This window comes from Hoeflea phototrophica DFL-43 (assembly GCF_000154705.2).
Classification (GTDB): domain Bacteria; phylum Pseudomonadota; class Alphaproteobacteria; order Rhizobiales; family Rhizobiaceae; genus Hoeflea; species Hoeflea phototrophica.
This window is the reverse complement of sequence record NZ_CM002917.1, coordinates 1,813,819-1,833,903: the sequence shown is the minus strand read 5'-3', so window position 1 is coordinate 1,833,903 and position 20,085 is coordinate 1,813,819. Positions and strand designations below refer to the sequence as shown.

22 protein-coding genes are annotated in these 20,085 nt (G+C 60.3%); 7 read left to right on the top strand and 15 right to left on the bottom strand.

The genetic code is table 11. The annotated features are described in order from the left end of the window. Position 1: 1 nt before the first annotated feature. Positions 2-556, bottom strand: coding sequence for a YceD family protein (locus tag HPDFL43_RS08535; RefSeq protein WP_040449143.1), 555 nt, complete (start codon positions 554-556; stop codon positions 2-4). A 16-nt stretch (positions 557-572) separates the two neighbouring features. After that, positions 573-1,124, bottom strand: coding sequence for a ubiquinol-cytochrome C chaperone family protein (locus tag HPDFL43_RS08530; protein WP_007196910.1), 552 nt, complete (start codon positions 1,122-1,124; stop codon positions 573-575). A 144-nt stretch (positions 1,125-1,268) separates the two neighbouring features. Here HPDFL43_RS08530 and HPDFL43_RS08525 point away from each other — a divergent pair, with 144 nt between their 5' ends. Then, a complete protein-coding gene (locus HPDFL43_RS08525) occupies positions 1,269-1,769 on the top strand; it encodes an outer membrane protein assembly factor BamE (RefSeq protein ID WP_210165630.1) in 501 nt (166 codons plus the stop codon). A 140-nt stretch (positions 1,770-1,909) separates the two neighbouring features. Here HPDFL43_RS08525 and HPDFL43_RS08520 read toward each other — a convergent pair whose 3' ends face one another. The 4 genes from HPDFL43_RS08520 to ribH form a co-directional block, all read right to left on the bottom strand. Further along, positions 1,910-4,063 (bottom strand): sodium-translocating pyrophosphatase, encoded by a 2,154-nt coding sequence (locus HPDFL43_RS08520; protein WP_040449141.1) that lies wholly within the window; start codon positions 4,061-4,063, stop codon positions 1,910-1,912. A 245-nt stretch (positions 4,064-4,308) separates the two neighbouring features. Next, positions 4,309-5,550: an MFS transporter gene (locus HPDFL43_RS08515; RefSeq protein ID WP_007196905.1), complete on the bottom strand. Its 1,242-nt coding sequence runs from the start codon at positions 5,548-5,550 to the stop codon at positions 4,309-4,311. A 5-nt stretch (positions 5,551-5,555) separates the two neighbouring features. Then, entirely contained in the window at positions 5,556-6,050 is a 495-nt protein-coding gene (nusB, locus tag HPDFL43_RS08510; protein WP_007196904.1) for a transcription antitermination factor NusB, read from the bottom strand. A gap of 2 nt (positions 6,051-6,052) precedes the next feature. Continuing rightward, positions 6,053-6,508, bottom strand: a complete 456-nt coding sequence (gene ribH, locus HPDFL43_RS08505; RefSeq protein WP_007196903.1) for a 6,7-dimethyl-8-ribityllumazine synthase — start codon at positions 6,506-6,508, stop codon at positions 6,053-6,055. A 356-nt stretch (positions 6,509-6,864) separates the two neighbouring features. Between ribH and HPDFL43_RS08500 the strand changes: the two genes are divergently transcribed. Further along, positions 6,865-7,551, top strand: a complete 687-nt coding sequence (locus tag HPDFL43_RS08500; protein WP_007196902.1) for a DUF2161 domain-containing phosphodiesterase — start codon at positions 6,865-6,867, stop codon at positions 7,549-7,551. 117 nt (positions 7,552-7,668) lie between these two features. Then, on the top strand, positions 7,669-9,120 hold the full coding sequence (locus tag HPDFL43_RS08495; RefSeq protein ID WP_007196901.1) for an O-antigen ligase family protein: 1,452 nt from the start codon (positions 7,669-7,671) through the stop codon (positions 9,118-9,120). A 15-nt stretch (positions 9,121-9,135) separates the two neighbouring features. Here HPDFL43_RS08495 and HPDFL43_RS08490 read toward each other — a convergent pair whose 3' ends face one another. The 6 genes from HPDFL43_RS08490 to HPDFL43_RS08465 form a co-directional block, all read right to left on the bottom strand. Beyond that, entirely contained in the window at positions 9,136-9,750 is a 615-nt protein-coding gene (locus HPDFL43_RS08490; protein WP_007196900.1) for a riboflavin synthase, read from the bottom strand. Between the two features lie 4 nt (positions 9,751-9,754). Continuing rightward, positions 9,755-10,828: a bifunctional diaminohydroxyphosphoribosylaminopyrimidine deaminase/5-amino-6-(5-phosphoribosylamino)uracil reductase RibD gene (gene ribD / locus HPDFL43_RS08485; RefSeq protein ID WP_052093283.1), complete on the bottom strand. Its 1,074-nt coding sequence runs from the start codon at positions 10,826-10,828 to the stop codon at positions 9,755-9,757. Between the two features lie 34 nt (positions 10,829-10,862). Continuing rightward, positions 10,863-11,345 (bottom strand): transcriptional regulator NrdR, encoded by a 483-nt coding sequence (gene nrdR, locus HPDFL43_RS08480; RefSeq protein WP_040449140.1) that lies wholly within the window; start codon positions 11,343-11,345, stop codon positions 10,863-10,865. 6 nt (positions 11,346-11,351) lie between these two features. After that, positions 11,352-12,665, bottom strand: coding sequence for a serine hydroxymethyltransferase (gene glyA / locus HPDFL43_RS08475; RefSeq protein WP_007196897.1), 1,314 nt, complete (start codon positions 12,663-12,665; stop codon positions 11,352-11,354). A gap of 268 nt (positions 12,666-12,933) precedes the next feature. Further along, positions 12,934-13,350 carry a VOC family protein gene (locus tag HPDFL43_RS08470; RefSeq protein WP_007196896.1) on the bottom strand — a complete coding sequence of 139 codons (417 nt, stop codon included), beginning with the start codon at positions 13,348-13,350 and terminating at the stop codon, positions 12,934-12,936. A gap of 141 nt (positions 13,351-13,491) precedes the next feature. Next, a complete protein-coding gene (locus tag HPDFL43_RS08465; RefSeq protein ID WP_052093179.1) occupies positions 13,492-14,763 on the bottom strand; it encodes a L,D-transpeptidase family protein in 1,272 nt (423 codons plus the stop codon). Between the two features lie 155 nt (positions 14,764-14,918). Here HPDFL43_RS08465 and HPDFL43_RS08460 point away from each other — a divergent pair, with 155 nt between their 5' ends. Then, positions 14,919-15,704 carry a DUF1295 domain-containing protein gene (locus tag HPDFL43_RS08460; protein ID WP_169743241.1) on the top strand — a complete coding sequence of 262 codons (786 nt, stop codon included), beginning with the start codon at positions 14,919-14,921 and terminating at the stop codon, positions 15,702-15,704. A 103-nt stretch (positions 15,705-15,807) separates the two neighbouring features. On the opposite strand, the gene ldtR is transcribed toward HPDFL43_RS08460, so the two are convergent. Together ldtR and HPDFL43_RS08450 are read right to left on the bottom strand one after the other, a co-directional pair. After that, on the bottom strand, positions 15,808-16,332 hold the full coding sequence (gene ldtR, locus HPDFL43_RS08455; protein ID WP_007196892.1) for a transcriptional regulator LdtR: 525 nt from the start codon (positions 16,330-16,332) through the stop codon (positions 15,808-15,810). Between the two features lie 125 nt (positions 16,333-16,457). Beyond that, on the bottom strand, positions 16,458-16,907 hold the full coding sequence (locus HPDFL43_RS08450; RefSeq protein WP_007196891.1) for a DUF6163 family protein: 450 nt from the start codon (positions 16,905-16,907) through the stop codon (positions 16,458-16,460). A gap of 199 nt (positions 16,908-17,106) precedes the next feature. On the opposite strand from HPDFL43_RS08450, the gene HPDFL43_RS08445 reads away from it, so the two are divergent. From HPDFL43_RS08445 to HPDFL43_RS08435, 3 genes are all read left to right on the top strand, one after another. Continuing rightward, the gene (locus tag HPDFL43_RS08445; RefSeq protein WP_156970230.1) at positions 17,107-17,505 is read left to right on the top strand and encodes a hypothetical protein; all 399 of its coding nucleotides are present in this window, start codon (positions 17,107-17,109) and stop codon (positions 17,503-17,505) included. 151 nt (positions 17,506-17,656) lie between these two features. Beyond that, a complete protein-coding gene (hemB, locus tag HPDFL43_RS08440; RefSeq protein WP_007196889.1) occupies positions 17,657-18,712 on the top strand; it encodes a porphobilinogen synthase in 1,056 nt (351 codons plus the stop codon). Between the two features lie 358 nt (positions 18,713-19,070). Next, positions 19,071-19,541, top strand: coding sequence for an RDD family protein (locus tag HPDFL43_RS08435; RefSeq protein ID WP_007196888.1), 471 nt, complete (start codon positions 19,071-19,073; stop codon positions 19,539-19,541). Here the strand turns inward: HPDFL43_RS08435 and HPDFL43_RS08430 are convergent, their stop codons facing one another. Beyond that, complete coding sequence (locus HPDFL43_RS08430; protein WP_040449138.1) at positions 19,542-20,012, bottom strand: Lrp/AsnC family transcriptional regulator; 471 nt, start codon at positions 20,010-20,012, stop codon at positions 19,542-19,544. Positions 20,013-20,085: the final 73 nt, after the last annotated feature.

Below are 20,085 nucleotides of genomic sequence, written 5' to 3'. Positions count from 1 at the left end.
GCTATTCATCGCGCTTAAACCCCTGCAAAACAGCAAAGGGTGACGGTTTTTTGTCCACCGTTTCGTCACTTTCGATCCTGTCGAGGTAATCAAGGCCCGGCTTGCGGGGATAGGCATCGATGGCAAGCGCTGCGAACTCGGCTGCAACAGCGCCGACATCAATGGTGTCTCCGGAAAAAGTGTCGGGCAGATCGGGACCTTCGGGGTCGAGGAACATTTCGCCACTGGCATCCGTGATCCGTTTTACCAACCTCGAGTTCTCCGGCAGGAACACAGCCTCCAGATTCTCGTCGATGCACTGTTCTACCGGATCAAGCGTAACCACGCATTCCTGCACCATGGTGGCCGTGACGTTGCCCTTGAGGCGAACGCCGTCGCGTTTCCAACGTCCTATCACGATCTCCGCATCGAAAGCGCGAACCTCGAGCACACCCCATTGTGCTGCAAGCTTCTTGAGATCCGATTGATCGGCCGAAATCGTGATTGTCACCGGATTGGCGGAGACATGGCCAACCTTGACCGGAAAGGAAAATACGGAATTGTCATGCATCGTCATTGAAAAACTATCCTGCCTAAGCGCCAGCGCCGGTCTGATCCTGCGGGAACTCCAGAAGGCCCGACGCGAGTGTCTCCTCCCCTGTCCGCTCAAGTGCGGTTGCAGCTCTCATCATCCACTCGGCGAGGGCCTGCATTGAAGGAGCGGCTGCGCCCGCTTCAGGGTGAATGTTGCGGCTGAGCGCTTCGGCGAGCGCGGTCTCATCAGCCGCTTCAAGCGCTTCGCCATAGGAGTTGGCCCGGCCATAGAACATGCGGGCAAATTTCTTCATGCGCTTGGGCACCCCGGTGTCACCAATGCCGAGCTCACGAATGGAATGATCGACATCCTCGAAAAACGCTTCGAGGACCTCCTGGGCAAGCCCCTGAACCGCCGGGCCGGACGAGGAGGTACGGCGCAAGTACAAGACAAGGTGGAGGGTGATCATTTCGAAACGCCCGATCACCGTATCGGGAGCATCCATTTCCTCATAAAACGCCGGCCACCGCGCAGCAGCCGTGATCGCCTCGTATTGGCGCGTCACAAGCGCCTGATTGGATTTTTTTCGTTTTAACAGAGACCAGATCATGAAAATGCCTTCAATGGCGGTTGGATATCATCGCAATCGTGGGAGACTGGCGTGTTGCATCCATGCGGAAGCTGGTTTACCGAAAGGGACGCAAAACGCAATGGCTGCTTCTAAGATACGCGCCAAGGGGAGATGTCGTTTAAGATGAGAGTTTTCAAGGCAACCGGACGGAATTTGCGTCTCGGCGCCGCAGTCGCGGTCATCTCGACGGTCATGCTTGCAGGCTGCTCAACCAGTGAAGTGCTCAATCAGGGCTATGTGGTCGACCAGACTGCACTCGACCTCACGCCCGTAGGTTCGAGCCGCGAACAGGTTCTGCTGTCCCTCGGCACTCCGTCGACAACGGCGACATTTGACAATGAAGTCTTCTATTACATCTCTCAGCGACGGGTTCGCGGCGCGATGTTCATGAAGCCAAGGCTCGTCGATCAGTCTGTGCTGGCGGTCTATTTTGACGGCGAAGGCACGGTCGAGCGTATTGCAAACTACACCCTGCAGGATGGCAAGGTGTTTGATATGATCACGCGGACCACACCGACCGGCGGCATCGACAAATCGTTCCTGGCGCAGGTCCTGTCTGGTGTAGGCAGTGGCCAATCAACGGGCAACTCGGTGGCGAGGTCTATTCTTAGCGGCGGCCAGTGATGGGTTTGTGCATTTTCTGACCTGGCCGTGTGCTCTAAGGCTGACGCGTCACACACAGGCTCAAGACGGCACAGAGATACAATTGAAAACCCCGCGGAGATTGCTCTCCGCGGGGTTTTTGTTTTCAAGCTCAAGATCGATCAGTGCGCCAGCACCGCAAGCAACAGAAGTGCGACGATGTTGGTGATCTTGATGGCCGGGTTGACGGCTGGACCGGCGGTGTCCTTGTAAGGATCGCCAACCGTGTCACCGGTGACGGACGCCTTGTGCGCCTCCGACCCCTTTTCATGCTTGACGCCATCCTTGTCGACGAACCCGTCTTCAAAGGATTTCTTGGCGTTGTCCCATGCGCCGCCGCCCGAGGTCATCGAGATGGCAACGAACAAGCCGTTGACGATCACGCCGAGAAGCGATGCGCCAAGAGCAGCAAAGGCCGAGGCCTTGGATCCGGAGATCAGCAGCACGCCGAAATAGACGAACAGCGGAGCAAGGACCGGCAGCAGCGACGGCACGATCATTTCACGGATCGCGGCCTTGGTGAGAAGGTCTACCGCGCGGCCATAATCAGGTTTTTGCGTGCTTTCCATGATGCCCGGGTTTTCCTTGAACTGCCGGCGGACTTCTTCCACGATCGAGCCGGCAGCACGACCAACAGACGTCATGGCAATGCCCCCGAACAGATAGGGGATCAAACCACCGAAGATCAGACCGGCAACCACATAGGGGTTGGACAGATCGAACGAGATTTCGCCCATATCCTTGAAGTAGGGATAGAGCGTCGAGCCTTCCGCATTTGCCTGTCTGGCAAAGAACTGAAGGTCGTTCGAATAGGCCGCAAACAGCACCAGCGCACCAAGACCGGCCGAGCCGATTGCATAGCCCTTGGTGACCGCCTTGGTGGTATTGCCAACCGCGTCGAGCGCATCGGTCGCCTGACGGACTTCCGGCGGAAGACCCGACATTTCGGCGATACCGCCAGCATTGTCGGTGACCGGACCGAACGCGTCGAGTGCCACGATCATGCCGGCGATGCCAAGCATGGCTGTGACCGCGATGCCCGTGCCGAACAAGCCGCCGAGCTGGTAGGTCGAGATGATGCCGCCAACGATGACGATCGCCGGCAGAGCCGTCGACTCCAGCGAGATGGCGAGGCCCTGGATCACGTTGGTGCCGTGACCGGTAACCGACGCCTGGCTGATCGAGTTGACCGGCCGCTTGTTGGTGCCGGTGTAGTACTCGGTGATCACCACGATCAAAGCCGTGACGATCAGACCGACGATACCGCAGATGAACAGGTTGGTGCCGGTGATCGTCTTGCCGTCGATAACGGCGATTTCACCCCAGCCGATTGTCATCGAGGTAGCACCGCCAAGGCCGATGATCGACAGAACGCCGGTCACGATCAGGCCCTTGTAGAGCGCGCCCATGATGGAGCCGTTGGTGCCGAGCTTGACGAAGAATGTGCCGATGATCGAGGTGATGATCGAAGCGCCACAAATCGCAAGCGGGTAGAGCATCGCCGAACCCAAGACATCCATGCCGCCGAAGAAGATGGCAGCCAGAACCATGGTGGCGACCACGGTCACCGCATAGGTTTCGAACAGGTCAGCAGCCATGCCGGCGCAGTCACCGACATTGTCGCCGACATTGTCCGCGATGGTGGCAGGGTTGCGTGGGTCGTCCTCCGGGATCCCGGCTTCGACCTTGCCGACGAGATCGCCGCCAACATCAGCACCCTTGGTGAAGATGCCGCCGCCCAGACGGGCGAAGATCGAAATCAGCGACGCGCCGAAGCCCAGGGCAACGAGCGCATCGATCACCTGCCGGCTGTCCGTGGCAAGCGCCATCGGGCCGGTCAGGATCCAGTAATAGACCGCCACACCCAACAGCGCGAGACCTGCCACCAGCATGCCGGTGATGGCGCCCGCCTTGAAGGCAATGTCCAGGCCGCCGGCGAGATTGACCGCAGAGGCTTGCGCCGTGCGCACATTGGCCCGCACCGAGACGTGCATTCCGACATAGCCCGCAGCGCCAGACAGCACTGCCCCGATCAAAAAGCCAATGGCGGCAGTTGCGCCCAGAAGCGCGAAAGTGATGACACAAACCACAGCGCCGACGATGGCGATGGTGGTGTACTGGCGGTTCAGATAGGCCTGAGCGCCTTCACGAATGTAACCTGCAATCTCCTGCATGCGTGCGTTGCCCTGATCGGCTGCCATAACCGACTTGGTCGCCCAAATGGCGTAGACAACGGAAAGCACTCCACAGGCGATGACAGCAAAAAGTACTGACATGCTGATTTCCCTCCAAAATGGCCGGATCCAATAGAACTCCCCCCGGCCAACAGTTCATACGGCGAGAGGGGCGCAGACCACATGCCCAAACCCCCTGCCGCATCGCGGCGGATGATTGCGACTAAGGCAGGGTGTCGTCAAGGGCGCAGATGGTCTTATTGCCCGCGCAGTCATTTTAGACTTGGGAAACTGCCAGATCGGACGCCATTTTGCTGAATTTCGCAGCAATAAACCGATGTCTTGGCTCAGACCAAGGCGCGGCGGCGTTCCCACAGGTTCTGCGCAGCCAGGGCGATGAGACAGAATGCGGCCACCGGCCAAAACAGGCTGTTGAGCGCGTCCCAGCCCCAGGCGTTGAGCACCTTGCCAGACATCAGCGACGAGAAGGCTACGATGCCGAACAGGGTGACATCGTGAAAACCCTGCACTTTGTTCTTCTCCGACGCCCGGTAGGTCATGGTCACCATGGTGGTGGCCCCGATAAAGCCGAAATTCCAGCCGACACCCAGAAGCACCAGTGCCGACCAGAAGTGCCACAGCTCAATGCCCATATGGGCGACGACGGCACAGCCAAGCAGGATCACAAGGCCGGTCGCGGTGATCGTGTCCCGTCCAAAGCGGGCGATCAGCTTGCCGGTGAAGAAGCTTGGCAAAAACATCGCCATGACATGCCATTGGATGCCGAGTGTGGCGAGCTCGGGGGAGAACCCGCAGCCAACCATGGCCAGCGGCGCGCCGGTCATCATGAAGGTCATCAGCGCGTAGGATCCCACACCGCAGATCATTGCAGTGATAAAGCGCGTCTGGCTGATGATCTCGAGAAGCGGACGCGCTGGAGTGTCGTCATGGTCCGCATCGCCGGGTTTCGTGTCTTCCGGGATCTTGAGGAACCACAGGATCCCCATGGTGATCAAAGCCAGCGGCACAAGCGCAACAAAGGAGCCGGCAAACATCACCGGGGCGAACAGTTCGCGGGTGAAAATTACCGTTTGCGGACCGATAATGGCAGCGAACACACCACCTGCCAGCACCCAGGAAATCGCCTGAGCCTTGAAATTGGTGGGCGAGCCGTCGGCGGCGGCAAAGCGGTACTGCTGAACAAAGGAACCGCCGAGACCGATCAACGCCATACCGATGGCAAACAGCCAGAAATCATGGCGAAACAGCGCGATCGCGGAGACAATGCCCCCAAGCGCGGTCATCACCATGCCGGAAAGAAAGCCGTGGCGCCGCCCGACCTGACGCATCAGCCACGCGGCCGGCAGCGCGCCCACGGCAACACCGAGATTGAAACCAGTCACCGGTGCGGTGGCAAGCGATTTGTCCGCACCGAGCAGATAAAAACCGGCAAGCCCACCCATGGAAATCGCAATCGGAGCGGCCGCGCCGCCGAAGGCCTGCGAGGCGGACAGCAACAACGCGTTGCGCCGCGCAAGGTTTTCAGCCTCATTGGCCCCGGCAAGGCCAACCCGATCAAGAAACGCCATGGCGCTCAGCCCTGCTTCGGGGTTTGCTCGGCCCGGTATTTGCGCGCCAGGCGATCAAGCACGGCATTGACGATCTTGGGCTCGTCTTCCTCGAAGAAGGCGCGTGCAACGTCGACATATTCGGTCACAATCACTGCCACGGGCACATCTTTTTTGCTCGAAAGCTCCCAGGCCCCGGCACGCAGGATAGCCCGAAGCGTCGCGTCGAGCCGGGACAGCGGCCAGTCTTCGGTCAAACTTGAGCGGATCACCGGGTCAAGGGCGCGCTGGTTTTCCACCACGCCCGAAACGACTGCCTTGAACCAGGCGGCATCGGCGGGGCGATACTGTTCGCCGTCAATCTCATGGCCAAGCCTGTGGGCTTCATATTCGGCGACGACCTCAAGCACACCGGCGCCGCCGATGTCCATCTGATAGAGCGCCTGAACTGCGGCCAGCCTTGCTGCACCGCGCTGGTTGGCAGTTTTGACTGCCGGTTCCGGATTTTGCTCTGTCGTCACGGTTAGCCTGCCAGCCTGTCTTTCAGTGCAATCATGGTGAGCGCCGCGCGGGCAGCAAAGCCACCCTTGTCGAGCTTGTCCTTGCTCACCCGCTCCCAGGCCTGCTCGGCATCCTCGGTGGTCATGATGCCATTGCCGAGCGCCAGCGATTCCGAGACGGAAAGCGTCATCAGTCCGCGGGCGGATTCATTGGCGACGATATCGAAATGATGGGTCTCGCCGCGTATGACAACGCCAAGCGCAACGAAACCGTCATATTCGGCGCCGCCCTCGTCCATCGCATCAAGCGCCATCGCAATGGCCGGTGGAATTTCGAGCGCCCCGGGAACGGTGACGACATCGAAGGTCGCGCCGCCCTCTTCCAGTGCGGTTTTCGCACCGTTGAGCAGGGCATCGGACATGTCATCGTAAAAACGCGCTTCAACAATGAGCAGATGTGGAATCTTTGGCGGCGCCATGGCGGCTTTCCTTCTTGCTGGCCACCCGTCTCATTGGAGGGAGCGGCAGTCTTTCAGGCCTTCGGGCGGGTCTTTCGCACGCTTGTATTCGGGTGCGAGGCCAGCGCCAGATGTAGTGTTGGATCGAAGCGGGGGTCAAATCACTTTGTTCGCCGCTTGGCAAGGGGAAATGGCCGCGCGGAAACACTCGCGTGGGCATTTGCGCACTCACGGGTCAGAAGCGTCACTGAACCAAGCGGCCCGGCGCTTGATGCATGCCCATTTCATGGACAGCAACGACACAGCTTGCCTGGGCCGACACTGTCGCAAGGTGAAGGTCTTTTCCGCGCCCTGCGACTCCGTTAAACAGGCCGGTGATGAGTGCAACAAAACCCCGCGAAACAGACCTCTATCTGCCGGTCAAGACATTGCTTGAAGGCCAGGGCTATGAGGTCAAGGGTGAAATCGGCGCCGCTGATGTGGTCGGGGTCCGCGGCGACGAGGACGCTGTCGTGGTCGAGCTCAAGACGAGTTTTTCGCTGTCGCTGTTTCATCAGGCGATAGAACGCCAGGCGATCACCGATGTCGTCTATATCGCAGTGCCGCGCAGTTCCGGACGCGCCGGCCTGAAAGCGCTGACGGCCAACAAGTCGCTCTGCCGCAGGCTCGGGCTCGGGCTGATTACGGTGCGGCTCAAGGACGGGCTGGTCGAGGTGCATGCAGACCCCTCGCCCTACAAGCCGCGGAAATCGGCGCTGAAGAAAACCCGGCTGCTGCGCGAATTCGCCAAGCGCACGGGCGACCCGAATTCCGGTGGGGCGACACGGCAAGGCCTGATGACCGCCTATCGGCAGGATGCGCTGCGCTGCGCCCGGGTGCTTTCACAACAGGGCCCGACCAAGGCGTCTGAGGTGGCCAGACTCTCCGGCGTTGAAAAGGCCCGATTGATGATGGCGAACAATCACTACGGCTGGTTCGAGAAGGTGGCGACCGGGATTTACGGCCTGTGCCCGAAAGGCGCAGAAGCGCTGGCGCAGTTGGGTGACCCCGACCAGGCTCCCTGAAGGCACACATGTGGCTGGTGTCTGCACCCATCTGGGCGGATTCGAAGGCAAATATTCACACTCGATTAACCATAAATGCCGATGGTGAAGCCTGCTCCCTCTTGTCCAGGCATTGGCATGCGCCACAGGTATACCATTCCCAACGCGGCCTCCCCGCACTCCGGTTCTGCGCCACTGCATCTGGCTGCAACGCTGCAACTCGCGCAGCCATCATTGTTGAGCGAAACGACGACCAGGTTGATCACAATCCTGGTCTCCGGTTTGTCTCTGGCTCTCATGTTGATTTCGCTCAGGCCGTTCGCGGTGCGGCTGACCTATGATTCAGCCTCTGCCAACAGCGGCGACGCCCTCAATCAGCTCGGGTTTCTGGCTGCGGGCTGCATTTGCCTGCTGACGCTTCTGTGCCTGGCCAACAGAAAGGTGCTCACAAGCCTGATCACACCCGGCTTTGCCTTGCTCGGCGCGATTCTGGTCCTCAATCTCATGCGATCGCCCTACCCCGACATCATGCTGCGAACCCTGGTGTTCACCATGATCGGCATGCTGATCGCTTTTACAGTGGTTGCACTTCCACGCAGCCAGGCTGATTTTAGAATGGCGCTGACGATTGGCGCAGGCGCTGCTCTGGCACTGTCCTATATCGGCCTGGTGGCGTTTCCCGATCTCGCCAAACATGGCTATGACGCATACGAACCCCAGCACAGCGGCCTCTGGCGCGGCCATTTCAGCCACAAGAACATCGCAGGGCCGGTGATGAGCGTGATTGCCATTTTCGGGATTTACCTGATGCGCTCTGGGCAGCGTTTTTCGGGCTTCGTGATCTTTGCGGCCGCTGCGCTCTTTGTCGCCAACACGGGTTCGAAAACCACCGTAGGCCTGTTTCCGATTGCCGTCCTGATCGTTTTCATGGCGCCTTTGTTCGGGCGCGCCAGCATGGCAATTTTTGCATCGCTTGTGGCCATTGCCGGGTTCGGCGTGTTCACACTCGGCGTGCTTTACAGCCCGGGCCTGGCGGAGTTCGTTGGCGATCTGCTCGGCGACAAGACTTACACCGGACGAACAACACTGTGGGAATTCAGCCTCTCGATGATCCCCCACAAGCAATGGCTTGGGTATGGTCTGTATAATTTCTGGCAGACCCCAAATGTGCTGGGGCTGGATGCGCCCTTCGAGGCGGCCTGGGATTACCGCTACATCGTGCATGGGCACAACAATTATCTCGATATGCTGCTCAATCTGGGAGTGATCGGCACCGCAGTGCTGTGCTGGGTTCTGTTTGTCGCCCCGATGTTCAATTATGCGCGCGCCCGGCGCAGACGCGGCAACCGGCCGATGGCCGACATGTTCTTCATGGTGATCGTGTTTGCGAGCCTACTGTCATTCATCGAGACATTCTTTCTGGCGCGCAATGATGCGATCTGGCTGATGCACATCTTCGCGGTGTTCGGATTGCACCTGCTGGCGCGGTTCGATTTCGACGGCCAACCAGGCCGGACCACGCCAGAAACGGCTTGGCACGGATCTGACGCCTGGCCCAGGAACGCAATCAGGTTCAAACCAGACAGATAACAGCTGAGAAGGCGGTTACGCCCGGCCCGACATCTCGGTCAGCCGTGCCGCATAACGCGCCATCTGGTCCACTTCGAGATTGATCCGGTCACCCGCCTTGCGATCGGCCCATGTGGTGACCTCCAGCGAATGGCGGATCAACAGCACATCGAAGTCCGCACCCTCGACGCCGTTGACGGTCAACGATGTCCCGTCGAGCGCGACCGAGCCCTTCGGCGCGATGAAGCGGGCGAGCCCATCGGGCGCGCGCAATGTGAAGCGCCGGGCTTCGCCCTCGTCCTTGACCGAAACCAGATCGGCCATGCCATCCACATGGCCGGTGACCATGTGCCCGCCAAGTTCGTCGCCGATCCTCAGCGAGCGCTCGAGGTTGATGCGGGTGCCCTCGCCCCAAGCGCCGATCGTGGTCAGCCTGAGCGCCTCCTCCCAGGCTTCGACCTCGAACCAGCGCGCAGTCTCCCCCGCCTCCGGCAATCCCGTGACTGTGAGACAGACGCCGGAACAGGCGATCGAGGCGCCGATGTCGATTGTGGCGGGATCCCATGAGGTTTCAATTCGCAGGCGGATGCCCTGATCGCGCGGGCTGATCGCGGCCAGCCGGCCGATGTCGGTGATGATGCCGGTGAACATGGGTTTAGAGCCTTTCAAATTCATCCATATGGTCCGCGCCGAAAGTCATGGAAGAGGTCTTTCGGAATCCGGGCGGAACAATGCCGGGTGCAAATGGCGCGTCAACCGCGTCGCCCTCGATATCGATCTGGCCGGTCAGCAGGATAAGCCGGTCAACCAGGCCCTCGGCCAGAAACGCCTCCGCCACCTGCTCGCCGCCCTCGACCAACACGCTCGACAATCCGCGTGCTGCCAGATCCTCCAGCAATTCGGGCAACGCGATCTGGCCATCATGGGTTTCACAGGCAATAAAGTCGGCACCGGCTGCGGCGAGTCCAGCGCGGGCCGGGTGGTCCTGCGCAGCGGAGGTCGCGATCCAGAGAGGCACCTCGCGCGCCGTGCGCACCAGCTTCGAAGCGACGGGCAATTTCAACTGCGTGTCCAGAACAAGCCGGATTGGCGAGCGGTCCTCAAGCCCCTCGATCCGGCAGGTCAGCGACGGATCATCATTGAGCGCGGTGCCAATGCCAATCAGGATCACGTCGGCCTGGGCGCGCAACGCATGGACCTGACGGTTGCTGACCTCGCCGGTGATCAGCACCTGTCCGCCGTCACGGCGGCCGATCTTGCCGTTGCGGGAAAGCGCAAGCTTTAGAGTCACATGGACACGGTTTTTCATACGCCGGGTTAAATAGCCCGCCAGATCGCGCGCGGCCTCTTCGGCGAGCACGTTCTCTTCCACCTCGATCCTGGCATCGCGCAGGATCTGGTATCCCCTGCCCGAGACCCTGTCATCAGGGTCACTGGCAGCGGCCACAACCCGGCTGACCCCGGCGCTCACCAGCGCCTCAGCGCAAGGCGGGGTTCGTCCGTGGTGGGCGCAGGGTTCGAGCGTGACATAGGCAGTGGCGCCGCGGGCGAGATCGCCCGCTTCGGCCAGTGCCTGAGGTTCGGCATGAGGGCGGCCACCAACAGCTGTCACGCCTCGGCCTACGATGACCGGCTCGTCATTAATCTCGCGCACGATCAGCGTAGCAACGGAGGGATTGGAGCCGGTCCTGCCCTGGTGCCAGCGAGCCAGACGGATTGCGGCCGCCATGAACCGCCGGTCAAGCGCGTCCACGGCCACGGCCTCAGTCGTCTCCGGCGGTGCTGTCGCCTGCAATCCGCGCCGTCAGTTCGGCAATGGTGCGCTCAAAGTCCTGTGGACCCGAGAAATCCCGGTACACCGAAGCGTAGCGGACGAAGCCTACATCATCGAGTGCCTTGAGAGCTTCAAGCACCAGAAGGCCGATGCCATCTGTCGCGATTTCGGTTTCGCCGGAGCTTTCGAGCCGCCGGACAATGCCCGAAACTGCACGGTCTATGCGCTCGGGGTCAACCGGGCGCTTGCGCAGGGCGATCTGGAAGGATTTGGCCAGCTTGTCGCGGTCAAACGGCACCCGCCGCCCGGTTTTCTTGAGCACCTGCAGATCGCGCAGTTGCACCCGTTCGAAAGTGGTGAAGCGGCCGCCACAGTCCGGGCATACCCGGCGGCGGCGGATCGCAGCACCATCTTCAGCGGGCCGCGAATCCTTCACCTGACTGTCTTCGGAACCGCAATAAGGACACCGCATGCGCGATCAACCCAGATGCGGGTAGATCGGGAAGCGATCGGTCAGCGCGATGACCTTGGCCTTCACCGCGGCTTCCACCTCGGCGTTCCCCTCTTCCGAATTGGCCTTCTTGAGACCATCGAGCACCTCGAGGATCAGCTTGCCGATCTCGCGGAATTCGGCTTCGCCAAAGCCGCGGGTGGTGCCTGCCGGCGTGCCGAGGCGAACGCCTGACGTGATCGTCGGCTTTTCCGGATCGTTGGGCACACCGTTCTTGTTGCAGGTGATGAAGGCGCGGCCAAGAGCAGCCTCGGAAGCCTTTCCGGTCAGGCTCTTGGGGCGCAAGTCCACCAGCATCAGATGGGTGTCGGTCCCGCCCGAGACGATTTCCAGACCACCTTCGACCAGGGTTTCGGCCAACACTTCCGCATTGCGCACGACGTTGCCGATGTAGGACTTGAACTCCGGGGTCAGCGCTTCGCCGAAGGCGACTGCCTTGGCGGCGATGACATGCATCAGCGGACCGCCCTGAAGACCCGGGAAAACGGCTGAGTTGATTTTCTTGGCGATGTCCTCGTCATTGGTCAGCACGATGCCGCCGCGTGGGCCGCGAAGGGTCTTGTGCGTGGTCGAGGTGGCAACATGGGCATGCGGGAACGGGCTCGGATGCGAGCCGCCAGCGACGAGGCCTGCAAAATGCGCCATGTCGACCCAGAGAATCGCGTCGACTGCATCGGCAATGGCACGGAAGCGGGCGAAATCGATGTGGCGCGAATAGGCCGAGCCACCGGCAATGATGATGCGCGGCTTGTGCTCATGCGCCAGCGCCTCGACCTGATCGTAGTCGATCACGCCGGTCGCCAGATCAAGCCCGTACTGAACCGCATTGAACCATTTGCCGGACAGGTTGGGCCGCGCGCCGTGGGTGAGATGGCCGCCGGCGTCGAGGCTCATGCCCAGCAGCGTGTCGCCCGGCTTGGCCAGCGCCAGAAGAACCGCCTGGTTGGCCTGAGAGCCGGAATTGGGCTGGACATTGGCAAACCCGCAGCCAAACAGCTGCTTGATACGGTCGATCGCGAGTTCCTCGGCGATGTCGACAAAATGGCAGCCGCCATAGTAGCGGCGACCCGGATAGCCTTCCGCATATTTGTTGGTCATCACCGAGCCCTGTGCTTCCAACACGGCACGCGAGACGATGTTTTCGGAGGCGATCAGTTCGATCTCGTGGCGCTGACGGCCCAATTCGTCCTTGATGGAGCCATAGAGCGCAGGGTCGGCGTCGGCCAGAGAACGGTTGAAAAAGGCGTCTGAAAAACGGGCTGCTTGGGTCGCGTTCGACATGGGTCCGGGTTCCTTGTTGGCTCGGTCGTATGGCACGGTTTGGTCGCAACGCAGGCCGGCGATTGGTGGCGGCGCTACGTCAAACGGGCTCGAATCCGGAATGCGGCTTGGCCAAACCGGATGCGGCTGTTTAACGCTCTCGCATGACAAGGGCAATATCCGCCGTCCTGATTGCGTCACAGCACCGCGGTAAACGGAAAACCTATGTGTGCAAAACGCATTGAGACACCACACGAACAGCCCACTGCCCGCTTGAGTGCAAGCCGCGTCAGTCTTTACGTCCGGGTTCGTTCGGATCACTTGAAAACAGTGCGACCTTGTTGCCTTGAGGGTCGCGGAGGTAGCCGACATAAAAATGCGGTCCATAGGCCTCGCGGAAGCCGGGCTGGCCCTCGTCAGATCCGCCGGCGACAAGCGCGGCGGCGTGAAGCTCACGAACCTGCTTTTGATTGCGCGCCTCGAACGCGACCATAGCACCATTCCCGGCCGAGGCCGGGCGGCCATCAAAGGTCGGTTTGACATAGAAATCCGGCAGAACCGGAGACTGACCGGGTTCCACCGGCAGCGCGTAGCTCAGGCCCTCCGGGCCCTCCTTGAGCCCGTATCCGAGCACCGGCAGGAATGCCGAGTAAAACCGCTTTGCATGAGAGAGGTCATCAGCACCGACGGTGACATAGGCAATCATGCTGCGTGTTCCCTTCCGGACGTCTGGTTATGGCAACGGATCTGCCGGCCTTTTGTAGAGCGACACGAACGGGACGAACAGCCAAAAGAAAAGCCGCCCGGCCGGGCGGCTTTTCCTGATTGAATGATTGTCTTATCTGCTTCAGCGAAGTGCCAGTTCTTCCACGCCGTCGCGCTGATAGACGTCGTCGCGGAACTGTACGACGCCATCCTCAGAGGCCCAGGCGGTGAAATAGGTGAAATAGACAGGCACCGGCTCGGAGAGCAGGATTTCGGTGCTCTCACCGGATGCAATGGTGGCTTCGATCGCCTGACGGTTCCAGCCGGGCGTATCGCGCAACAGCCAGGTGTTGAGATCTCGCACATTCTGCACTCGCACACAGCCGGAGCTTTCAAACCGCATCAGCTGGTTGAACACGCCCTGCTGTGGTGTGTCGTGCATGTAGACGGCATGCGGATTGTGGAAATTGATCTTGGTCGAGGACATGGCGTTGCCCTTGCCAGGATCCTGGCGGAACATCAGGTCAGGTGCCTTTTCAGCATGCCAGTCGATGGTCTCCGGCGCCACCTCATTGCCCTTACCATCAAACAGGCGGATCGAGTTGCGTGTCAGATAGGTTGGGTCCTTGCGCATCAGCGGCACGATATCCTTTTCGATGATCGAGCGCGGCGAGGTCCAGTAGGGATTGAGAATGATCTCGTGAATCTTGGAATTGAGGATCGGTGTCTGCCGGTCGATCTTGCCAACAATCGCGGTATGGCGCAGCACAACGCGGCCGTTCTCGACAGCTTCGATCTGGGCTGCCGGGATGTTGACCATCACGTAGCGGTCGCCAAGAAAGCCGGACATCGAGCGCAAGCGCACAAGGTTGGTTTCAAGCTGACCCAGACGGACGTCAGCGGAGACGTTGAGAGCCTGGTAGGAGTAATTCCCCAGAATGCCATCCGGCGGCAGGCCGTGGCGCGCCTGAAATTTCTTGACCGCGCCGTCGACATAGGAATCGAAGGCGTTGGACAATCCGGTGTTTGCAGACAGATCGCCCGAGGCAATCAAACGCTGGCGGAGCAGCCGCACTTCAGGTTCGGAGACCCCCATGCGCAGCTTCTTGGTGGCGGGCACGAAAGGCCAACCGCCCCTTGCAATAATGTCCTGATAATCAAAGACCGCGCGCTCGACGAAGCCGATCGTGTCGGCACTGGAAATCGGGTAACGGGTCGCCGTCTTTGCGACAGAGCGCGAGCTCTTGGCATCAAACTGGTCATCCCAGGAACCACGGCGCGGCGAGTTGATAATGGCCTCGATGGTCGATTGCGCCTTGGCAGCTCCAGCCGCGGATACTGTCGCAACAGCGCCTGCGGCTCCGGCCAGAAACCGTCGGCGGCTCATTTTGTCTAATCCGATTGGCGTTTTCATGCGTAATCCACCATGCAGTCCAATGTAACCTCGCTTAAGCGAATTTATACAAGTACTAGCGTTAACAATTGGGGACCAAAACCTCCCCTTCAAGCTGTCCGCCTCACTTTTACGTGAGCACACAACGTCAGAGAGACACCATGGACCCGTTCCTGATGACCAGCCTAGTCGTCACACTTATCGCTTTCACGGCAATATGGCTAATTCATGTTCCGCTCGAGGACGCGGGGATCGTGGACTACTACTGGGGACCCGGCTTTGCAGTAATCGGATGGACCGGTTTGGCCTTCGGCGCCGAAGGGTCCGGGGCAAAGCTTGTTCTGCTCGGCGCAGTCACGCTGTGGGCCGTGAGGCTCGCCACCCAACTGATCATGCGGCACCGCCTGATGGAGGGTGAGGACGGCCGGTACCTGAAAATGCGCCAGAATGGAGGGCCGCAATGGTGGTGGCGCAGTCTGTACAAGGTGTTCTTGCTCCAGGCGGTGATCCTCTGGCTGGTCGCAACTCCCGTCCATGCCATTGTCGGCGCACCGGCTGATGCAGGTCTTTCGCTCCTGGGATACACGGGCATCGCCTTGTTCGTGGCCGGCTTGGCTCTTGAAAGCGCGGCCGACTGGCAGCTCTACCGGCACCGGCTCGAAGGCCGTGCCGGAAAGGAAACCTTGTCTTCCGGGCTCTGGTCCTACAGCCGCCATCCCAATTATCTCGGAGAGATGATGCTCTGGTTCGGTCTTGGCTTTGCCGCCTATGATCTGTCGGGCGCCTGGTGGGCCCTGGCCGGTCCGGTGGCGCTGGCCGCGGTGATCCGGCTGGTTTCGCTGCCACTCACCGAGCAGCATTTGGTGGCTTCGCGGTCAGACTATGCCGACTACGCTGCCCGCACCCCGGTGCTGCTGCCGCTTCCAAGAACGGGTCAGTTCAACGCCGACCCGGCTGAGTAGCGGCCGCCCATTTACGCACCACCTGACGCAGAAAAGCGGCGGAGCCTCAAGCCCCACCGCTTTTTCTTTCTGGCCAGTCGTCCTGGCCCACTTCTCTAACCGCTTAGAGCCGGTAGAGAATCTGGTCGTTCCAGAAGCGGTCCAGGCGCTGCATCAGCTTGTTGAGTTCCTCGAACTCATCAGCACCGATGCCACCAACCTTGGCAATCGAATTGATGTGGCGGTCGTAAAGCCCGGCAACGATCTCGGCGACTTCAACACCGTGTTCGGTCAGGCTGATGCGGACCGCACGGCGGTCAACCCGCGAGCGCTGATGGTTGATGTAGCCCAGATCCACCAGCTTCTTGAGATTGTAGGACACATTCGAGCCCAGATAGTAGCCGCGGGAACGCAACTCGCCGGCAGTAAGCTCGGAATTGCCGATGTTGAACAACAGCAGCGCCTGAACCGCATTGATGTCGGTGCGGTTGTTGCGGTCGAACTCATCCTTGATGACATCGAGCAGACGGCGGTGAAGCCGCTCGACCAGCTGCAGCGATTCCAGATACAGGTCCTTGAGAGCTTCGTTCTCATCGCTTGCAGGAGCGGCTTTGGTTTCTGCCGCAAGCGCAGAATTGGTATATGACATAATGACTGCCTCACTGTTTGTGGTGGCGGCTTTTGTTCCCGCCTTGAGACAGACCCTACGCAATACGCATAAAATTCTACTTAAAATGCAAGCTTAACAGGCTCTTACCGAGGTTTCAGTGCGAGTTAGAGTGAATCAGTCCTTACCTGCTGCTGCGCCTCCCTGCGCCATTTCAAGAACAGCAACACCCTGAAGCACAGATAGACAACCATGACCACGGCGTGGGCGATGACCAAAACCGGCCGCTCTCCAAAATACTGTGGAAGCCCCAAATGCATGATGACTTCGGCGCCGGCGGACACGACCCAGAGGACCGGACCCCAGGAGACCTGCATCCAAAGCCCGACGGCGGCAACCGGAAGCAATACGGCGAGTGAGGCAGAGGCGAACTGCCAATAGGACGGGATAAGATCAAACCGTGACGCCCCGCCATCGGAGAAACCGATAAGCCGTCCCCAATATTGCAATCCCGCCATCAGACAGCTCAGCGCAACCAGCCGCACGAACAGCCGGTAACTCGCGTCCAGCCGGCCGTCACCTTGCTCCGGCTTTGTTCCAATTTCCAGCATGGCCATAAGAGGCGTCTTTCCCTGTCACGCGTCCGATGCGGCACTTTGTGAACGTCCGCAAACAATAACAATTGGCCGCCAGGAGCAAGAGGCCACTTCCGGCAGCACGAATCTCCAGGCTGTGAGCGTTTTTGATGGTACTCTTGCTCATTGGCAATCCCTTTCCTGCCTTTCCCATGAATGTCGACTGGCCCCGGAGACCATGATGGCGAAGAACTGGACACTGTCGCAGAGTTTCGAGCGCCTCGGCACCGTACCGAAGAACAAGCGCTGGAGCTGGTCCGGACGCAGCGCCGATGGCAAAAAGGTTTCCGTGACGCTCTGGCAGGATCTCTTCCAGAACGGCACGATGATCTACCAGTCGACTGCCACGGGCACAGAAGAGGGCTGGGTGGGCTCCAACGGACATCTGGAACTGATCGAGAATCTGGTGTGGGCCAGGGATCATCTGGACGGAGAAGTCAGCGTCATCATCGCTGTCGCCAAGGACAAGACCGCCTCGCCCCGATCCATTGCCGAGTGTTTCCCTCAACCGAACCTGATCATGCGTGTCATCGAGCTTGACGAGAACAGCGGTGACTTCACTCTGGAACGCATTGGCTGAGCAGCAATTGCAAGCCGGGCTTTGTTGGCGGCCTTGACCTCCCTGCCCCAGGTGCGGTCTATAACTCAAATCGGGCATGTCCGACACAAGGCCAACCGTCAGCAGGACTGGCCACATCAGCTTGGCCGCGTATCGGGGAGGATCAGAGAAGATGGCATCAAAAGGCAAGAACACGGCGGCGGGCCTGAAGGCGGCGAGCGAGATCAATGTCGATGAGATCACCGGACACCGGCGGATGCGGCGCACCCGGGTGGCGGACTGGTCGCGCAGGCTGACGCGCGAAACCCGGCTGAGCGTTGATGACCTGATCTGGCCGATCTTCATTGTTCCGGGCAGCAATGTGCTCGAACCGATTGACGCCATGCCGGGGGTCAACCGGATGTCGGTCGACAAGGCCGTGGAAGCAGCAAAGATGGCCGCTGATCTTGGGATTCCTGCGCTCGCCACTTTTCCAAATGTGGAAATGGAACACCGCGACCAGACCGGCTCCTATGCGCTTGAACCGGACAATCTGATCAACCAGACCACGCGCGCAATCAAGAAAGCCGTCCCCAATATCGGCGTGATCACCGATGTCGCGCTCGATCCTTTCACCGATCATGGTCATGACGGGATCCTGCGCGATGGCGAAATCGTCAATGACGAGACGGTGCGCCAGATCGCGGCGGCGGCCGTCCATCAAGCCGATGCCGGCGCCGACATCATTGCACCCTCGGACATGATGGACGGGCGCATCGGCGCCATCCGCCGCGCACTCGATGCCGCCGGCCACCAGTCGGTCGGCATCATGTCCTATGCCACCAAATTCGCCTCCGCCCTTTACGGCCCCTACCGCGAGGCCATCGGCACATCCGGGCTTTTGAAGGGCGACAAGCGCACCTACTATCTCGATCCTTCCAACGCCACCGAAGCGGTTCGCGATGCGGGGCTCGATGTCGAGGAAGGCGCCGACATGCTGATGGTCAAGCCCGGGCTTTGCTATCTCGACATCTGCCAGGCCCTGAAGGAAACCTACGGCCTGCCGGTCTTCGCCTATCAGGTGTCGGGTGAATACTCGATGATCAAGGCGGGTGCGGCTGCGGGCTATGTCGACGGCGAGCGGGTGATGATGGAGAAGCTGCTGGCCTTCAAACGCGCGGGCTGCGACGGCGTTCTGACCTATTTCGCCCCCGAAGCCGCAAGGCTGATTGCCAAGGGCGGCTGGTAGGCTGGCAAAGAGCTGCCGGGTTCTGCCGGTCCAATGATCTATCCGGGGACGCCAACTCCCCCGCATCCGTCATGCCGGGCTCGACCCGGCATCCAGTCACCGCGCGTCGGCGCGGTGAGAGAAACCTTCGGCACATGCATAAAAATGTCTTCTGGCTCACGGACGTTCGCCTGCTGGATACCGGATCAGGTCCGGTATGACGGTGGTGTAAGATAGCGTCCTGCAACACCATAAATTCTCGCGCCAAGATTTGCGCATCGACCGTCCTGCCCGCATCCGACCCTTTAATTCTGCACCGTGAGTTCCTACGTCTTCAGGGCGCAACGCCATTGCCCACATCCGTTGACAGGAGAAACCGATGAGCCAGCCGATCCGCGAGAGCGCCGACAATACCGCTGTAGGCGCCTGTGACGACATCGCGCTCTATGACGGTGTGCGCACCAAGCGCGTGCTGGCGTTCTTCATCGATTACGCGATCGTGCTGGCGCTGTGCGTGCCAATGGCCGTACTGGTGTTCTTCATCGGCATCTTCACGCTGGGGCTGGGGTTCTTCCTCTACCCGATCCTGTTCCTGCTGGTGGCCATCCCCTACATCGGGATTTCGATGGGCGGGCCGAACCAGGCCACGCCCGGCATGCGGATGATGGGCATCCGCGTCGCCCGCCTCGATGGCCGCCCGGTCGATTTCATGCTCGCCGTCGTCCATGGCGTGCTGTTCTGGGCCTTGAACGCGGTGCTCACCCCGTTCATCCTGCTCGCCACGCTGGTGCTCGACCGCAAGCAAACGGTGCATGACTGGCTGCTGGGGACGGTCGTGGTGCGGGGGTAGCTACACCTCCACCCGTGTCTCGTGCTTTAGCTGCCGCAAGATCAGGTTCGTCTTGACCGTCGAGACGCCCTCCAGCGCGAATATGAACTCCTCCAGAAACGCGTTGTAGGCTGAGAGGTCTCGGCAGCGGATACGCAGGTGATAATCGGCGTCGCCGGTGGTGGCGAAGCAGTCGAGCACTTCCGGACGTGCCATCACGGCCTGGATGAAATTCTCGACGTGGCCTGCCTGATGGCGCGAGAGCACCACGTGGACCATCGCGTGGAAGGTCAGGCCGACGGCTTCGGGGTTGACGAGTGCCGTGTAGCGCTCGATGACGCCGCCCTCCTCCAGCACCTTGACCCGCCGCCAGCAGGCGGATGCCGACATTCCGGCGCGCTCTGCCAGGTCCTGGTTGGAGATGCGGCCGTCGTCCTGGACGGCCTTGAGAATCTGCCGGTCTGCCGGCTGCATTTCAGTCTCTCTGGCCATTTTGGATATTTCTTTCTTTCATGAAGACATAAATGGCAATATTTGCCGAATTGGTGACAGAAAACGGCAATTC

Coding starts and splice junctions, on each gene's coding strand:
- HPDFL43_RS08530 (WP_007196910.1), bottom strand. CDS start 1,124: ATGATCTGGTCTCTGTTAAAACGAAAAAAATCCAATCAGGCGCTTGTG.
- ribH (WP_007196903.1), bottom strand. CDS start 6,508: ATGGCGCCGCCAAAGATTCCACATCTGCTCATTGTTGAAGCGCGTTTT.
- ribD (WP_052093283.1), bottom strand. CDS start 10,828: ATGGCGGCCGCAATCCGTCTGGCTCGCTGGCACCAGGGCAGGACCGGC.
- nrdR (WP_040449140.1), bottom strand. CDS start 11,345: ATGCGGTGTCCTTATTGCGGTTCCGAAGACAGTCAGGTGAAGGATTCG.
- glyA (WP_007196897.1), bottom strand. CDS start 12,665: ATGTCGAACGCGACCCAAGCAGCCCGTTTTTCAGACGCCTTTTTCAAC.
- HPDFL43_RS08525 (WP_210165630.1), top strand. CDS start 1,269: ATGAGAGTTTTCAAGGCAACCGGACGGAATTTGCGTCTCGGCGCCGCA.
- HPDFL43_RS08435 (WP_007196888.1), top strand. CDS start 19,071: ATGAGCCAGCCGATCCGCGAGAGCGCCGACAATACCGCTGTAGGCGCC.
- HPDFL43_RS08490 (WP_007196900.1), bottom strand. CDS start 9,750: ATGTTCACCGGCATCATCACCGACATCGGCCGGCTGGCCGCGATCAGC.
- HPDFL43_RS08445 (WP_156970230.1), top strand. CDS start 17,107: ATGGCGAAGAACTGGACACTGTCGCAGAGTTTCGAGCGCCTCGGCACC.
- HPDFL43_RS08520 (WP_040449141.1), bottom strand. CDS start 4,063: ATGTCAGTACTTTTTGCTGTCATCGCCTGTGGAGTGCTTTCCGTTGTC.
- ldtR (WP_007196892.1), bottom strand. CDS start 16,332: ATGTCATATACCAATTCTGCGCTTGCGGCAGAAACCAAAGCCGCTCCT.
- HPDFL43_RS08430 (WP_040449138.1), bottom strand. CDS start 20,012: ATGGCCAGAGAGACTGAAATGCAGCCGGCAGACCGGCAGATTCTCAAG.
- HPDFL43_RS08465 (WP_052093179.1), bottom strand. CDS start 14,763: ATGAAAACGCCAATCGGATTAGACAAAATGAGCCGCCGACGGTTTCTG.
- HPDFL43_RS08460 (WP_169743241.1), top strand. CDS start 14,919: ATGACCAGCCTAGTCGTCACACTTATCGCTTTCACGGCAATATGGCTA.
- HPDFL43_RS08500 (WP_007196902.1), top strand. CDS start 6,865: ATGAGTGCAACAAAACCCCGCGAAACAGACCTCTATCTGCCGGTCAAG.
- HPDFL43_RS08495 (WP_007196901.1), top strand. CDS start 7,669: ATGCGCCACAGGTATACCATTCCCAACGCGGCCTCCCCGCACTCCGGT.
- HPDFL43_RS08470 (WP_007196896.1), bottom strand. CDS start 13,350: ATGATTGCCTATGTCACCGTCGGTGCTGATGACCTCTCTCATGCAAAG.
- hemB (WP_007196889.1), top strand. CDS start 17,657: ATGGCATCAAAAGGCAAGAACACGGCGGCGGGCCTGAAGGCGGCGAGC.
- HPDFL43_RS08515 (WP_007196905.1), bottom strand. CDS start 5,550: ATGGCGTTTCTTGATCGGGTTGGCCTTGCCGGGGCCAATGAGGCTGAA.
- HPDFL43_RS08535 (WP_040449143.1), bottom strand. CDS start 556: ATGACGATGCATGACAATTCCGTATTTTCCTTTCCGGTCAAGGTTGGC.
- HPDFL43_RS08450 (WP_007196891.1), bottom strand. CDS start 16,907: ATGGCCATGCTGGAAATTGGAACAAAGCCGGAGCAAGGTGACGGCCGG.